We start from the raw sequence: 15425 nt of genomic DNA, 5'->3' as shown, positions 1-15425 counted from the left end.
TGTGCGAGACCGTGGGCGCGCCGTGTCGCAATGACCCGGCGCGTCGTCCGCTTCACCCACCCAGCAAGCCGAACACGGCCACGCCGTTCGTCGTGCCGACATACACCTTGCCGTTCGCGATCATCGGTGTGATGAACTTGTTGCCGGTGCCGAATTGATCGCGCGTGCCCATCTGGTTGCTGTTGTAAAGCTCGTTGAGCGTGACCGGGTCGAACGCATGCAGTGCCGCGACGTTGCCGTTTTCGGCGGCCCATACGATGCCATTCGTCGTGCCATTCGCCGAGATGCTCGGCGTCGTGCCGGGATAGGCGAACGTCATCGCGCTTTGCGCGGTTGGGGTGATCGACAGCTTCGCATTGGTCACGGTGAATGCCTTCAGATGATCGCCGACCGAGCCGAAATACACGCGCCCGTTGAAATAGGCGGGCATGCCGAACTCGCCGCCGGCCAGCTGCGCGGGAATCTCCTGATAGATGTTGTCGGTCGTCGGGTTGAACTTGCCCATCGAATCGCGATTCAGCACGTAGATGGTGCTGTCCTTGCCCGCGCCGAGCGTCAGATGCTGCACGACGCCGTTCGCGTCGGTCAGGTCCGGCAGCACCAGTGCGCCGCCGGAGCCGAGGTCGATGTCGTCGTTGGACTCCTGCACGAGGTTCGTCATCGCGAAGTAGTCCGCGACCGACAGGCCGCCCGACGTGCCGAGCTTCAGGAACGTATTGCCGAAGTCGTTGTTGGCCGGAAAGCCGCTCGAGGTCATCGTCGTTTCGAAGGTGCCGTTCGCATCGAGCAGATAGATCGACGAGCCGTCCGACGCCGGTCCCGCGCCACTCATCCAGATCGCGCCGCCGATGCCGTTAGGCGTCACGTTGAGCACGGTGGTCTGCTGCAACGTGTCGGCGCCGTAGCCCATGATCCAGCCGGTATAGCCGCCGTGGTCGCAGTGCGAGGTCCATGATGTGTAAAGCGTGCTGCCGAGCAATAGCAGCCCCGCGCGCTCCGCGTACAACGACATGGTGAACGGCAGGACTCCGTTCGTATTGCCCGCGCCAGTGCCCGGGTAAGAGGCGACGGCGACTTCGGTGGGACCGTTCAGCAGTTCGGCGCCGGTCGCGAGGTCGAGCGCGTGAATGCGATGATGGTAGCCGCCGGCCGCGTCCTTCGACATCGCGACGACATAGATCGTGCCGTGCGTGCCGCGCGAACGGTCGATCACCGGTGTCGAGGTGATGCCGATCGTGTTCACGATCTGGCTGCAGCCGAGATCGTCGCTCGGAGTTTCGCCGCTGCCGAGTGTGCGCACCTGCCACAGGGTCGCGCCGGTGTCGGCATCGAATGCGTACACGGTGTCGTTCTCGGTCGCGACGTATAGCACGTTGTGCGTGCCGCCCGCGATCGCCAGCGAAGCGACGAATAGCGGCTGCGCGTCGACCTTGCCGTCGACACTAAAGAAGCCGACCTTGCCGAACTTCGCGGCCGTCACGTTGGCGGGCGTCAGCGTGGTTTCGCCGAGGTTCTGGCCGGTGCGCGCAATGTCGTTGTGATAAGTGAGCACGTCCTGCACGGCTGCCGTCGATGTACCGCCCATCGACGTGCCCGAGCCGCTGCCCGAGGTGCCGGTGCTACCGGTGCCGGTGCCGCCGCTCGTGGTGCCACCGGTGGTGGTGCTGCCGCCGCTTGCCGCGGCTGGGGTCGATGCGCCGGATGAGGCGCTGCCGCCGGCGCTCGTGCCCGTCGGGGCACTGCTGTTTCCGCCTCCGCCGCCTCCACAGTTTGCGGCGACGATCGCGGCTACCGCGATCGCCGTGCCCAACAGGCTGGCACGGAGCAACAAGCGCATCGAGACCATGGCGGACTCCCCGTTGCTTGCGGTGGCACCACCAAATATGGGCCGTGTCGAGTGCCCGCGCAACGTGGGTTGAAGATTATCACCCGGCGTATAGATCGTAAAAGCCAGCAACTAGCGTCTAATCGTCAACTCGCCGCCCGCAGCGTGATCCGCCGACGCTCCCACCACGCCGCCACCAGAAACGCGAGCGCCGCGCACAACAGCACGCCGATCACCGCATCGTGGCCGACCGTTTTCATCAACGCGCCGGCGACGAGCGGGCCGCCGAAGCTCGCCGCGCTCCACGACGCGCCGACCAGCGAACTCGCCGACACCAGCGCGACACCGCGAAAGCGCTCGCCGCAGGCCACCAGCGACAGCGTGTAGATCGCGCCCGCGGCCGCGCCGAGCACGTACAACAGCGGCCAGCGCAGCCACGGCAAGCCGACTGCCCACGGCAGCAGCGGCAACAACGCGACGACCACGATGCCGCAGCCGATATGCACCCGTTCGCGACCGAGCCGGTCGGCGAGCCAGCCGATCGGAAACTGCATCGTCGTGTCCCCGAGCAGCAGCGCGGACGCGAACAGCACGGCCACTTCGCTCGAAATGCCATGCGACATCGCGAACAGCGGCAGCAGCGATAGCGCGATCGTGTCGAACAGAGCGAAGAAGCCGGTGCCGATCACGAGCGCCGGCATGCGCGGCAGTACGCGACGCCAGCCGCCATGCTCGGCGTGTTCTTCGCTCGATGCATGCGGCGTGGCGCGGATCGCCGCGAGCAGCGGCAGCGCGAGCAGGAAGATCGCGCCGCACAGCAGAAAGCGTCCCTGCGTGAAGCCCGCGATCTGGCTCACCAGCACCGGCCCCGACATCTGGAACAGCGTGAAGTTGGTCGCGTAGATCGCGATCACGCGGCCGCGCGACGCATCGTCGGCGAGCTGGTTGACCCACGCTTCGCCGATCGTGAACAGCAGCATCAGCGCCGCGCCGCACAGCACGCGCAGCAGCGCCCATAGCCACAGGTTCGCGGTGAGCTGCATCAGCGCGGTCGCGCAGGCCACCACCAGCACCGCGCCGACGATCACCTGACGGCCGCCGAAGCGCGCCGCGATCCAGCCGGCGAGCGGCACCACGGCGAGACCGCCGCCCGCCTGCGCGGCGGTCATCAGGCCGACCACGTCGGTGCCGTAACCGGCTTGGGCGAGCGCGAGGGCGGTGAGGGGAAGGGTGGCGCCGCTGCCGAGTCCGACGACGGCGACGCTCAGGATCAGCGCGAGGAAATCGCGGGTGAGGATGACTTTCATCGGCGGCGATGCTACTACGCGTGCGGGGGGCGCGCGATCTTCATCCCATCGGCGGATTGCCGCGTCGCGGCGGTATCGTCAGACCGCTCAGACGGATTTGCGTGAGACGCTCGTCGTCATCGACGCCGATCGCGAGCGTTGGCGCAATACCGTACCAGTGAGACACGTTACCCCACGACAGATAAAGGGTGCCGTCGCGAGGCTCGTAAAAGACCTCCGGCGCGCCCATGTCGTCCGCATGTCCGTGGGCGTCGAATTCTGACTCGATGTGTGGAGTTTCGTCGCTTGGCTCTGCCAGTTCGGACGTGCGGACGGCCCATCGCTCAGGATTGGTGTAAAAGTCCAATCCGGTCAATCGGTGATGCTGGTCGACAAGCATCGATAAGGTGCCCGCCGTGAGGACATAACGGGGCGCGCCAATGCGGAAGCGTGCATCCAGCAAGTCGCTGAGATTGTTTTGCGGGTCCGGCGGCGCAGCCAAAGGCGGATATGTGACCTCACAGGTCAGCGTAGAGCTCTGTTCATCCCACCGCATGGCGGCGGAAACGCCGGTGGCAGGGGTAGTCGTGTAGACGGTGGGATGCTTCATCGAAGAGGTTTATAGGCAAAGTGCAGAATGGTGTGATCGCTTTCTCGAACCACGACTTCGGCCGGCAAGCTCACCCCGCGACCGCCACCCGCCGCTCGATCGACACCGACCACAACGTCAGCAACAGCGCACCCAGCGCGGTCGCGACGCCGACCCACGGCAGCGTCGTCAGCGGCGCGCCAGCGCCGATCGCCATGCCGCCGAGCCACGCGCCGGTCGCGTTGCCGAGGTTGAACGCGCCCTGATTCAGCGTCGACGCAAGATTCGGCGCATGACTCGCGCGATCGACGATCAGCATCTGCAGCGGCGGCACGATCGCGAATGCGAGCACACCCCACACGAACACGGTCAGCATCGCCGGAATGCGCGCGTGCATCGTGCCCGCGAACACGCACAGAATCACGACGATCGCCATCAGGAACGCGAGCAGCGACGGCATCAGCCGCCAGTCCGCGAGCTTGCCGCCGAGCGTGCTGCCGACCGTCAGACCGAGGCCGAACAGCAGCAGCACCAGCGTGACCGCGTGCGGCGTGAAGCCGGTCACGTCCTCGAGAATCGGCGTGATGTAGGTAAAGGTCGAAAACAGGCTCGCCGACGCAAGCACGCTGATGCCGAGTACCATCAGCACCTGCGGGTTCTTCAGCACGCTAAACTCGCGCACGAGGCTCGCCTTGTGCATCTCGATCTTCGCGGGCAGGCACACCGCGAGCGCGGCCGCCGCCAGCACACCGATGCCGGTCACGGCCCAGAATGTGGCGCGCCAGCCGAGCGCCTGGCCGAGCGCGGTGCCGAGCGGCACGCCGAGCACATTGGCGAGCGTGAGGCCGGTGAACATCAGCGCGATCGCCTGCGCGCGGCGATTCGGCGCGACGAGGCCTGCCGCGACCACCGAGCCGATGCCGAAAAACGCGCCGTGGCAGAACGCCGTGACGATGCGCGCGGCCATCAGCACCGCGTAACCCGGCGCGATCGCGCACAGCAGATTGCCGACGATGAACACGCCGATCAGGCTCATCAGCGCCTTCTTGCGGGGCATGTTGGCGACCGCGATCGCGACGATCGGGGCGCCGATCGTCACGCCGAGCGCATACGCGGACACCAGCATGCCAGCCGCCGGAATCGACACGGACAGATCGCGCCCGACGTCGGGCAACAGCCCCATGATGACGAACTCGGTGGTACCGATTCCAAACGCGGCAACGGCAAGTGCAAGCAGAGGCAAAGGCATGGCGATGATGGGGCGTGTGGCGCGTGAAGCGGCGCGAAAAACAGGCGCCGGGCGGCCGTTTCCGAAGGCGGAAACGCTGTCGCCGGATAGGGGAAAACAGTAGGGGATTCTACCTAAGTCGAATCTGCCTTGCAGGCCGTCAGGGCGGCTGTTGTTTTTATGGAAAGCGGCGCTCAGTGTCGCGCCAGGTTGCGCTGCAGCGCCGCGCAGCCCGCATCCACCAGCATTTCGACCACGGTTGCGCGCTCGTCGGGCTTGAAGTCGCTGATCCAGATCACGCGGCAACGCGTGGGCGTGTCGGCGACGACCTGCAACGTCGAGTGATGATGCTCGAAGCGTCCGCCGCCCACCGAGTAGGCGAGCCGCAGGTGCGCATCGTCGACGGCGATCACGCGTTCCTCGACCACCGTGCCGTCGGCGAACGTGACCCAGCGCAGCTCGCCTTCCATGCGCGCCTCGGTCAGAACGCCCGCGAACGCGCGGGCGACGTCGGCGGGATCGCGCAGCGCGGCCCATGCATCGGCCGCGGCGGTTTCCACGGCGATTTCCCGGTAGATCGTAGCCATCGCAGTTCCTCTCTTCGATTCAGGTAAGCATGTCTCAACGATTGGGCGGCGCCGGCTGATCCGCGTCGAACCTGTCGCCATGACGGCCCGCGCCCGACGCAAAGCGCGCCGCGCCCGCCACGCCCTCGGCGAAGACCGCCGCGTAGCCACCCGCGCCTTCGCGCCGCAACGCCTCGGCGAGATCTTCAAGCGCGCTGTTCTCGAGCACGGAGCGGCGATCGGCGAGCAGCGCCGCCTGCGGAAACGCCGCGAGCTCCGCTGCCAGTTGCTCGGCGGCCGCGCGCGCTTCGCCCTTCGGCACCACGCGGTTGGCGAGCCCGAACGCGAGGGCCTCGCGCGCATCGACCGCGCGGCCGGTCAGGATCAGATCGAGCGCGCGCGACAAACCGATCAACCGCGGCAACCGGATCGTGCCGCCGTCGATCAGCGGAATGCCGACGCGCCGGCAGAACACGCCAAGCACCGCGTCTTCCTCGACGACGCGCAGATCGCACAGCGCGGCAAGCTCGAGTCCACCCGCGACCGCGTAGCCGGCGATCGCGGCGATCACCGGCTTGCTGAAGCGTGTGCGTGTCGGTCCCATCGGACCCGGGCCGCTGCCGTCGGCGTGCAGTTCGTTGCGGCGCGTGTCGTCGGTGAGTGCGCTCAGGTCGGCGCCCGCGCAAAACGTGCCGCCCGCCCCGAACAGCACGGCCGCGCGCCACGCGGGCTCGGCCTCGAAGCGGCTGAACGCGGCGCTCAATGCGTCGGCCACCTGCCGGTCGACCGCGTTGCGCCGCGCGGGCCTGTCCAGCACGATCGTCGCGACGCCGTTGACGTCATGCGATTCGATTCGCACGTGGCTATTGAAATGTTCGGTGGCTATCATCGTTATGTATACCTGAAGGGTATCTGAAGCGCCGTATTCGCCTGCTGATCAGGCGGTGTTGCCAACCGCTCATGCAGCGCAATTAATCCGGTAGGCCGTCATGTTTTCGTCACATCCGGCTCGTAGCGTGAGCGCTCTATTAATGCGCTGGCGTCCTGCCGTCAGCTTGCCGAGTGTGCCTTTGTCCCTGCCTTTGCCCAATACATCGCCGGTCGCCGTGCCGGGCAGCGCCGAAACGGTCTGGATCGTGCCGTTGCGCGAGCATTCGTGGTACGACCATGTGCGTCTGAAGCGCGTATTCGTCACCGACGGCACGCGTCACCAGGTGGTGCTCGTCGATCTGCGCAAGCTGCTCGTGTGCGCGAATCGCGACAACACCGATTACGTGCTGAAGCCGGTCGCCGAATGGCACGCGGGCAAGGTCCGCGGCATTCGCGAGTTTCTCGATCCCGACAGCGCGCGCATTCCGCAGATGCCCTACGTGACGATCTCCACGCGACGAGCGCCGGGACTGCTCGGCTGGATCGGCATCGAGCGCGAGGGGGTGGTGGCGTTTCGCAACGGCCAGCATCGCGCGCGCTATCTGGCCGAGGCGGGCGCGCGCTGGTGTCCGGTCGAAGTGCACGAGCGCGAGGCGGCATTGCTGCGTGAGCTGTGCGGCGCGGCCGATGATGCCCGCACCGAGATTCGCGCGACCCAACTGGGCGACAGCGACGTCTGACTTTCGCGGTCCTCGGCAACTCGCATAGGCCCCGGTTATCACCGCTACCCCGCCTGCACGACGTTGCGCGGCGTGCCCGCCTGCCACGCCGCGATGTTCGCGAGCGTGGTCTGCGCGATCTCGGTCATCGCCTCGCGCGTGAAGAACGCCTGGTGCGCGGTGACGATCACGTTCGGGAACATCAACAGACGCGCGAGCACGTCATCCTGCAGCGGCAGATTCGAATGATCCTCGAAGAAGATGCCGCCTTCTTCCTCGTACACATCGAGCCCGAGATGGCCTAGCTGGCCGTCCTTCAACGCGCCGATCAGGGCATTCGCCTCGACGAGGCCGCCGCGCCCGGTGTTGATCAGCATCGCGCCGCGCTTCATCTTCGCGAGCGCGGCGCGGTTGATCAGATGATAGGTGTCGGGCAGCAGCGGGCAATGCAGACTGACGATGTCCGATTCGGCGAGCAAGGTATCGAGCGGCACGTAGCGCGCGCCGAGCGCGATCAGTTCGTCGGCGTGCGGCCCCGGGTCGTAGGCGAGCACCTGCATGCCGAAACCCGCCATGATGCGCCCGAATACCCGGCCGATGATGCCGGTGCCGATCACGCCGACCGTCTTGCCGTGCAGGTCGAAGCCGAGCAGCCCATGCAGCGAGAAGTCGCCTTCGCGCGTGCGCGCGACAGCGCGTGGCAGGCGCCGGTTCAGCGCGAGAATCAGCCCGACCGCGTGCTCGGCGACCGCATACGGCGAATAGGCCGGCACGCGCGCGACCGGCAGGCCGAGCCGCTCGGCCGCGGCGAGGTCGACGTGATTGAAGCCCGCCGAGCGCAGCGCGATCATGCGCGTGCCGCCCGCATGAAGCCGTTCGAGCGTGGCGGCGTCGACGTTGTCGTTGACGAACGGGCAGACCACGTCGTAGCCATGCGCGAGGATCGCGGTCTCGCTGTCGAGTGGGGATTCCTGGAAATGCAGTTCATAGCCATGCGCGGCATTGGCTTCGGTGAATGTATCGACGTCGTATTGACGACTGCTGAACAGGATCGTGCGCATATGAGGCTCCGAAGAAGCGTGCTTTAGACGTGATTTGCGAAGTCGGTTTTCGTAAAAAATAACATTGACAGGGGTGCCGAACTGCAATATCAAATAACGAGCATTCCGAACAAAGCATGTACAAACATGCGGCGAGAAACTGGCCAAACAGCAGATTATCTTTTCCACGATGTTAGGCGACTTCGCGATGAAAGAGTAACTGTCGGGCGTTCGGGAAATCGTTTCACCGCCGGCATTGCCTGGCGGTGCGTTCGTCCAGGCGCGCCGGTGCCCGCTGTGCGGCGCTTCCGGCATCCATTGCGTGGTTCTCCTGTCATCGCAGCGTTCTTTGAGGTGTCGTGCATCGCGCCCGTTGCCCGCGCGACGTCACCATCGCGTCACCTTTGTCAGACGGTTTGATTCGGTTTTCAAACGGTTGGTGTTCCGTTTTTCGTTAATCAACTGTAAATCGGCGAGCCAACATGATCGGTGAATTGCTGAGATCGCAACCCGAAATCGCACTATTCGCATGTCTCGCCATTGGCTATTTCATTGGTTCGTTTCATATCGGCCCGATTCAGCTCGGCGGCGTGTGCGGCACGCTGATCGTCGCGCTCGTGCTCGGGCAGAGCGGTGCGCGCATCGCGCCCGACCTGAAGAACATCGCGTTCGCGCTGTTCATCTTCGCGCTCGGCTTCACCGGCGGGCCGCAGTTCTTCGCGAACATCGGGCGCGGCTGGCGCTATGGGCTGCTGTCGCTGATCGAAATCGTCTCGGTGCTGGTGCTGATCATGATCGCGGTCAGCGTGCTGCGGCTCGACGTCGGCACCGCGTCTGGACTGCTCGCGGGCGCGGCGACCGAGTCGGCGGTGATCGGCACCGCGTCCGAGGCGATCGCGAAGCTCGGTCTCGGCAACGCGGCAACCCAGCGTCTGCAGGCCAATATCGTGACCGCTTACAGCGTCAGCTACCTGTTCGGCCTGGTCACGATCGTGCTGTTTACGAGCCAGTTCGCGCCGCTGCTGCTGCGCGTCAATCTGCGCGAAGAAGCCGAGCGCGTGTGGCGCAAGCTCGGCGGCGAGGGCGCGTTCAGCGAAGGACAGAGCGCGGCCGCGCCGGCGCTCGTCGGCCGCGCATTTCGAATCGGCAAGGCCGCCGGCATCACGGTGCGCGCGCTCGAGGAGCAATACGGCTACAACCTGACCGTCGAGCAGATCGAGCGCCACGGCGCGGACCTGCCGGTCGCCATGGAGATGCGGCTCGCGGCCGGCGATGTCGTGCTCGTCGCCGGACGGCGCGCGGCGGTCGTCGCGGCGGCGTCGGCTGGCCTCGGTGAAGAGGTGCTGGGCGCCGATTTCGGCCAGGTGTTCGCGCAACGACTCAACGTGGTGCTGACGCGGCCCGACGTCGATGGGATGACGGTCGCCCAGTTGCGCGCGCAGGCCAAGCCGGAAAACGCGCGCGGCGTTTATATCGCCGCGATCACGCGGCTCGAATCGACGATTCCCGCGCTGCCCGGCACCGATCTGCATCGCGGCGACGTGCTGACGCTGGTCGGCGCGAAAGCCGACGTCGAACGTGGCGCGAAGCGGCTCGGCTATGTATTGCCGCCGACCGAAAAGACCGACTTCGTCTATCTCGGCGTCGGTGTGCTGGTCGGTATGGCGATCGGGCGGCTCGGCGGCACGATCGGCGGCGTGACGCTCGCGCTCGGTACAGGCGGCGGCTGTCTGCTGTCGGGCCTGCTGTTCGGCTGGGTCCGCTCGCGCCATCCGCTGGTCGGCTCGCTGCCGTCAGCGGCCGCGCAGATCCTCAAGGACTTCGGACTCGCGACGTTCATCGCCGCGGTCGGGCTGTCGGCCGGTCCCGACGCGATCAAGCTCGTGCGCGAGTACGGGCTCGCGCTGCCGCTCGCCGGCATCCTGATGGTGCTGGTGCCGGGCCTGCTGTCGCTATGGGTCGGCCATGCGCTGTTGAAGCTCGAAGCGCCGATGCTGCTCGGCGCGATCGCGGGCCAGCAGTGCAGTACGCCGGCCATCAGCGCGCTCGTCGGCGTGGCCGGCAATTCCACGCCGGTGATCGGCTACACGATCACCTATGCGCTCTCCAACATCCTGTTGCCTTTGATGGGGCCCGTGGTGGTGGGCCTCGCCGGCAAGCTCGGCTAGCCGGACTTGCCGAAGCCGCATGCCGCGCGGCGTTTCGCACGTCGCGGCAAATCAGGCGCTCGCGCCGCACAGGTGCGCGCCGTACCCGTGCCGGGTATCGCCAACGAACCCGACAACTACTCAGCGAGGGCGCGATGGACTGGCTACACAACATCTTTCACAAGTCACCGGAGATGGCGCTGTTCCTGTCGCTCGCGGTCGGCTATTTCATCGGGCAGATCAACTTCGGCAAGTTCCAGCTCGGCGGCGTGGGCGGCTCGCTGCTCGCGGCGGTCGTGATCAGCCAGGCGGGCGTGACGGTCGACAACGGCGTGAAGGCGGTGATGTTCGCGGTGTTCATCTACGCGGTCGGCTACGACTCCGGGCCCGGCTTCTTCAACTCGCTGAACCGCAAGACGCTGCGCGAGATCGCGATGGCCGTGTTTCTCGCGGTCACCGCGCTGATCACGGTGGTCGTGTGCGCGAAGCTGTTCCATCTGAACAAGGGGCTCGCGGCCGGACTCGCGGGCGGCGCGCTCACGCAGTCGGCGATCATCGGCACCGCGGGCGACGCGATCGCGCGGCTCGGCCTGCCCGCCGATCAGGTCAGATCGCTGCAATCGGACGTCGCGATCGCGTACGCGGTCACCTACGTGTTCGGTTCGCTCGGCGCAATCATCGTGTGCGTGAACATCCTGCCGAAGTTCATGGGCCAGGGCTTGCGCGAAGCGTCGATCGAGGCGGAGCGCGAGCTGTCGTCGGGCGCGCCGACGCGCGGACCGGGGCAGGTGGCGGCGCTGCCCGAACTGGTCGGGCGCGCATACCGGATCGACTTCAGCGCTGGCAAGAGCGTGCAGGCGGTCGAGTCGCTGCACGGCGAAGGTCTGACGATCGAGCGCGTCAAGCGCGGTAACCAGCAGATCGAGCCGAAGCCCGACTTCGTGCTGCAACCCGACGACATCGTGCTCGTCGTGGGCCGCCGCGAGGCGGTCGTCGCGTTCGGCGCGAAAGGCAACGAGGTCGGCGACGCCGAGGACATCGGCGTCGTGATGCAGACGCGCGAAGGCGTGTTCACGCGCAAGGGCATGAATCACACGACGATCGCGGCCGCGCGCCAGATGATCGATCGCGACATGCGGCACGGCGTCTACGTGCAGAGCATCACGCGCGTCGGGCAGCCGCTGCCGGTGTTGCCCGAAACCGAGCTGCAGCACGGCGACGTGATCACCTTCTACGGCGCGCCGAAAGATACCAAGCGCGCGGTCGAAGCTGCCGGCTACGAGCTGCCGTACAGCAACAAGACCGATTTCATCTACATGGGCGTCGGCCTCGTGATCGGTCTGCTGATCGGGCTGATCGTCGTCAACGTGGGCGGCGTGCCGCTCACGCTCGGCTCGGGCGGCGGCTGTCTGCTGGCGGGCCTGCTGTTCGGCTGGATGCGCGGCAAGCATCCGATGTACGGCGTGATGCCGTCGGCCGCTTCGCAATTGCTGAAGGACTTCGGGCTCGCCGCGTTCGTCGCGGTGGTCGGTCTGAACTCGGGCCTGCAGGCGGTCGTCACGGTCAAGCAAAGCGGCGTGACCATCTTCCTGCTCGGCGTGTTCGTCACGCTGTTTCCGCTTCTGCTGACGATGCTGTTCGGCCGTTACGTGCTGCGCTACAACAACGCGGCGATTCTGGCCGGCGCGCTGTCCGGTTCGCGCAGCGCCAACCCGGCGTTCGGCGGCGTGCTCGATAAGGCCGAAAGCGCGGTGCCGACCGTGCCGTTCGCGATCACCTATGCGATCGCGAACGTCGCGCTGACACTGCTCGGGCCGCTGGTCGTCGGGCTCGTGTAGCGCGCTCCCCCGACGTTGATCGCACGGTTGTCGAAAGCCGTTGCGTATCGATCCCTGTAGCCGGCCGCAACCGGGACCCCTCGCCACGCCGGCGTGTTTCACCTCTTCACTGGAGAACGCATCATGGCTAAAGAGAAGGGCGATAAGAAACGCTCGGGCGTGGACGCGGGTCTTGCCGCGCTGAGCCCGTTCGAACTGAAGGACGAACTGATCAAGGCCGCCGGCGGCGGCGCGGTCGAGCGGGCCGCCAACATCGCGATGCTCAACGCCGGCCGTGGCAATCCGAACTTTCTCGCGACGATCCCTCGCCACGGCTTCTGGCAGCTCGGCCTGTTCGCGATGCGCGAGTCCGAGCGCTCGTTCGCGTACATGCCCGAAGGCGTCGGCGGTTTTCCGCGCCGCGACGGACTCGCGGAGCGCTTCGACCTGTTCATACGCGAGAACCGCGGCGTGCCCGGCATCGACTTTCTGCGCGGCGCGGTGTCGTACGTGCGCGATCAGCTCGGGCTGTCCGGGACCGACTTTCTGTATGAGATGTGCGAGGGCATTCTCGCGTCGAACTACCCGGTGCCCGACCGCATGCTGAAGCTGTCGGAAATCATCGTCGGCCAGTATCTGCGCCGCGAGATGATCGGCAAGCATCCGTTCATCGGCGAGTTCGACATCTTCGCCGTAGAAGGCGGTACTGCGGCGATGACCTATATCTTCAACACGATGCGCGAGAACCATCTGATCAAGGCGGGCGACTCGATCGCGCTCGGCATGCCGATCTTTACGCCGTACATCGAGATCCCGGCGCTGAACGACTATCAGCTGAAAGTCGTGCATATCAATGCCGACGTCGCGCACGGCTGGCAGTACTCGAAGCAGGAGCTCGACAAGCTGCGCGATCCGAAAGTGAAGGCGTTCTTCCTCGTGAACCCGAGCAATCCGCCGTCGGTGAAGATCGACGACGCGAGCCTCGAGCACGTCGCGGATATCGTCAAGGATCGGCCCGATCTGATCCTGCTGACCGACGACGTGTACGGCACGTTCGCCGACAACTTCGTGTCGCTGTTCGCGCTCGCGCCGAAGAACACGATCCTCGTCTATTCGTACTCGAAGTATTTCGGCGCGACCGGCTGGCGTCTCGGCGCGGTGGCCACGCATCGCGACAACGTGCTCGACAAGCTGATCGGCAAACTGCCGGCCGACGTGAAGAAGGAGCTGCATCGTCGCTACGAGTCGATCACGACCGAGCCCGACAAGCTGAAGTTCATCGACCGGCTCGTGGCCGACAGCCGCACCGTCGCGCTCAATCACACGGCCGGGTTGTCGACGCCGCAGCAGGTGCAGATGGTGCTGTTCTCGCTGTTCTCCTTGATGGACACGCCCGACGCGTACAAGAACGCGCTGAAGCGCCTGATCCGCAAGCGCAAGCAGGCGCTGTACGAAGAAGTGGGCATCGCGTTCGAGGACGACGATCCGAACCAGGTCGACTACTACACGATCGTCGACATCGAATTCCTCGGTGAAAGAGCCTACGGGCGCGAGTTCGTCGACTGGCTGCTGAAGAACACCGAGCCGTCCGAGCTGCTGTTCCGGCTCGCGCGCGAGGCGCGCGTGGTGCTGCTGCCGGGCCGCGGCTTCGGCACCCAGCACCCGTCGGGGCGCGTGTCGCTCGCCAATCTGAACGAGTCCGACTATCGCAAGATCGGTCGGGCGATGCGCAAGCTGATCGAGGAGTATGTCGAGCGCTACAACGCGGCGACCGGCAGCAAGCTCGACAAGAGCAAGGTGATGAAGTGACTGGCGAGGGTGTACCGGTCGCGCCTGGCGGCCCGCGACCCTGGCCAAAAAACTTGCGCAATCGCGCGGTTCGGTGAATGATCGGACGAACGGCCTCGAGCGGCATATCTGCGGCGAGGCCGTTCGCTCCTTTGCGCTTCACCTTCACACACCGATCATGCCGACTTCAACCTCTACTACCGTTGCTTCGTCCGTCCCCTGTCCGGCTGTCGAATCGCTCGACGCCATCCTTCCCGAAGAACCGCTGCTGATGATGGGCGCCGGTCCCGTGCCGATTCCCGCCGCGGTCGCGAAGGCCAATGCGATCGTGATCAACCATCTGGGCGGCACGATGGCGAAGGTGGTGAACCAGGTGAAGACGATGGCGCGCTACGTGTTCCAGACGCAGTCGAAGTGGGTGCTCGGCGTGGCAGGACCGGGATCGGGCGCGATGGAGATGGCGATCTGCAATCTCGCGTGGGAAGGCACGCGCATGCTGTGCATCAAGAACGGCTTCTTCAGCGACCGCATGGGCGAAATGGGCCGGCGCGTCGGCGCGAAGGTGACCACGCTCGAAGTCGCGGACCGCACGGTCGCGAGTCTCGATCAGGTCGCCGACGCGCTGCGCCGCGAGCGTCCCGAGGTCGTCACGGTCGTGCAGGGCGAGACTTCGAACACCGTGTGGAACCATCATCTGAAAGACATCGTCGCGCTCGCGAAGGAAGCCGGCGCGCTCGTGATCGTGGACGCCGTCTGCACGCTGAGCACGATGCCGCTCGAAATGGACAACTGGGGCATCGACGCGGTGATTACCGGCGGCCAGAAGGGCTTGTCGTCGATTCCGGGTGTGTCGCTGATCGCGTTCTCAGACGCGGCGTGGGCGCGCGTCAAAGGCCGCACGGTGCCCAACACGCACTGGTGCCTCGATGCGTCGCTGGCGGAAAACTTCTGGCACAACGCCGGCTATCACTACACGGCACCGGTGTCGGGCGTACTCGCTTTGCACGAGGCGCTGCGGCTCGTCTGCGCGGAAACGCTGGAGAAGCGCTTCGCGCGCCATCTGAAATGCTCGCTCGCGTTGCAGCAGGGCGTCACCGCGATGGGCCTGCAACTGTATGCGCCGGAGAATTGCCGGCTCAACTCGGTGATCGGCATCGAGGTGCCTGACGGCCTGAGTCCCGCCGACGTCTGCGCGCATATCTCGCGACAGCATCAGGTGGAAATCGCTGGCTCGTTCGGTTTGCCGATCGTGCGGATCGGCCAGATGGGCGAGCAGTGCCGCGAGCACAACCTGTTTCGCACCGTGCACGCGCTCGGCCGCACGATGGTCGATCTTGGCGTCAAGGTCGATCTGCCGGCGGGTGTCGCGGCGCTCGAACGCGGATTGAGCGAAGGTAAATAAGGCATTTTCCGACGCGCTACGAATAGCATTCGCAGCGCGTATTTTTTGTGCGATCCAGCACTTTATAGTCCCATTAGAAAGTTTTTTTCCGCCATTATCGCGTTGCAATAAATTAATGCTTCGCAACGTTTTTACATAACAAATGCAT

The 15425-nt window shown here is 65.7% G+C and carries 13 protein-coding genes; 6 read left to right on the top strand and 7 right to left on the bottom strand.

Annotated features, from left to right (window positions below; translation table 11 throughout):
* Positions 1–52 precede the first annotated feature (52 nt).
* On the bottom strand, positions 53–1585 hold the full coding sequence (locus AB3X94_RS09480; RefSeq protein WP_368611486.1) for a PQQ-binding-like beta-propeller repeat protein: 1533 nt from the start codon (positions 1583–1585) through the stop codon (positions 53–55).
* Between AB3X94_RS09480 and AB3X94_RS09475 the strand changes: the two genes are divergently transcribed.
* Positions 1545–1919, top strand: coding sequence for a hypothetical protein (locus tag AB3X94_RS09475; protein WP_368611491.1), 375 nt, complete (start codon positions 1545–1547; stop codon positions 1917–1919). The genes AB3X94_RS09480 and AB3X94_RS09475 overlap by 41 nt on opposite strands.
* Positions 1920–1971: 52 nt before the next feature.
* Here AB3X94_RS09475 and AB3X94_RS09470 read toward each other — a convergent pair whose 3' ends face one another.
* The 5 genes from AB3X94_RS09470 to AB3X94_RS09450 all read right to left on the bottom strand — a co-directional run bounded on the left by AB3X94_RS09470 (position 1972) and on the right by AB3X94_RS09450 (position 6383).
* Entirely contained in the window at positions 1972–3132 is a 1161-nt protein-coding gene (locus tag AB3X94_RS09470; protein WP_368611391.1) for an MFS transporter, read from the bottom strand.
* Positions 3133–3172: 40 nt separating this feature from the next.
* Entirely contained in the window at positions 3173–3721 is a 549-nt protein-coding gene (locus tag AB3X94_RS09465; protein WP_368611390.1) for a hypothetical protein, read from the bottom strand.
* Positions 3722–3791: 70 nt separating this feature from the next.
* The gene (locus tag AB3X94_RS09460; protein ID WP_368611389.1) at positions 3792–4949 is read right to left on the bottom strand and encodes an MFS transporter; all 1158 of its coding nucleotides are present in this window, start codon (positions 4947–4949) and stop codon (positions 3792–3794) included.
* 173 nt (positions 4950–5122) lie between these two features.
* Positions 5123–5515, bottom strand: a complete 393-nt coding sequence (locus AB3X94_RS09455; RefSeq protein WP_176109449.1) for an SRPBCC family protein — start codon at positions 5513–5515, stop codon at positions 5123–5125.
* 34 nt (positions 5516–5549) lie between these two features.
* Positions 5550–6383, bottom strand: a complete 834-nt coding sequence (locus AB3X94_RS09450; protein WP_368611388.1) for a crotonase/enoyl-CoA hydratase family protein — start codon at positions 6381–6383, stop codon at positions 5550–5552.
* A gap of 100 nt (positions 6384–6483) precedes the next feature.
* On the opposite strand from AB3X94_RS09450, the gene AB3X94_RS09445 reads away from it, so the two are divergent.
* The gene (locus tag AB3X94_RS09445; protein ID WP_368611387.1) at positions 6484–7104 is read left to right on the top strand and encodes a hypothetical protein; all 621 of its coding nucleotides are present in this window, start codon (positions 6484–6486) and stop codon (positions 7102–7104) included.
* A 44-nt stretch (positions 7105–7148) separates the two neighbouring features.
* On the opposite strand, the gene AB3X94_RS09440 is transcribed toward AB3X94_RS09445, so the two are convergent.
* Entirely contained in the window at positions 7149–8144 is a 996-nt protein-coding gene (locus tag AB3X94_RS09440; RefSeq protein WP_368594645.1) for a 2-hydroxyacid dehydrogenase, read from the bottom strand.
* A 461-nt stretch (positions 8145–8605) separates the two neighbouring features.
* Here AB3X94_RS09440 and aspT (AB3X94_RS09435) point away from each other — a divergent pair, with 461 nt between their 5' ends.
* The 4 genes from aspT (AB3X94_RS09435) to AB3X94_RS09420 all read left to right on the top strand — a co-directional run bounded on the left by aspT (AB3X94_RS09435) (position 8606) and on the right by AB3X94_RS09420 (position 15277).
* Positions 8606–10291, top strand: coding sequence for an aspartate-alanine antiporter (aspT, locus tag AB3X94_RS09435; protein ID WP_368611386.1), 1686 nt, complete (start codon positions 8606–8608; stop codon positions 10289–10291).
* 134 nt (positions 10292–10425) lie between these two features.
* A complete protein-coding gene (aspT, locus tag AB3X94_RS09430; protein WP_176109445.1) occupies positions 10426–12108 on the top strand; it encodes an aspartate-alanine antiporter in 1683 nt (560 codons plus the stop codon).
* A 123-nt stretch (positions 12109–12231) separates the two neighbouring features.
* Entirely contained in the window at positions 12232–13896 is a 1665-nt protein-coding gene (locus tag AB3X94_RS09425) for a bifunctional aspartate transaminase/aspartate 4-decarboxylase (protein WP_368611385.1), read from the top strand.
* 157 nt (positions 13897–14053) lie between these two features.
* A complete protein-coding gene (locus AB3X94_RS09420; protein ID WP_368611384.1) occupies positions 14054–15277 on the top strand; it encodes an alanine--glyoxylate aminotransferase family protein in 1224 nt (407 codons plus the stop codon).
* Positions 15278–15425 lie beyond the last annotated feature (148 nt).

This window comes from Paraburkholderia sp. BR10923 (assembly GCF_040948765.1).
Classification (GTDB): domain Bacteria; phylum Pseudomonadota; class Gammaproteobacteria; order Burkholderiales; family Burkholderiaceae; genus Paraburkholderia; species Paraburkholderia youngii.
This window is presented reverse-complemented; position numbering and strand designations above follow the sequence as displayed.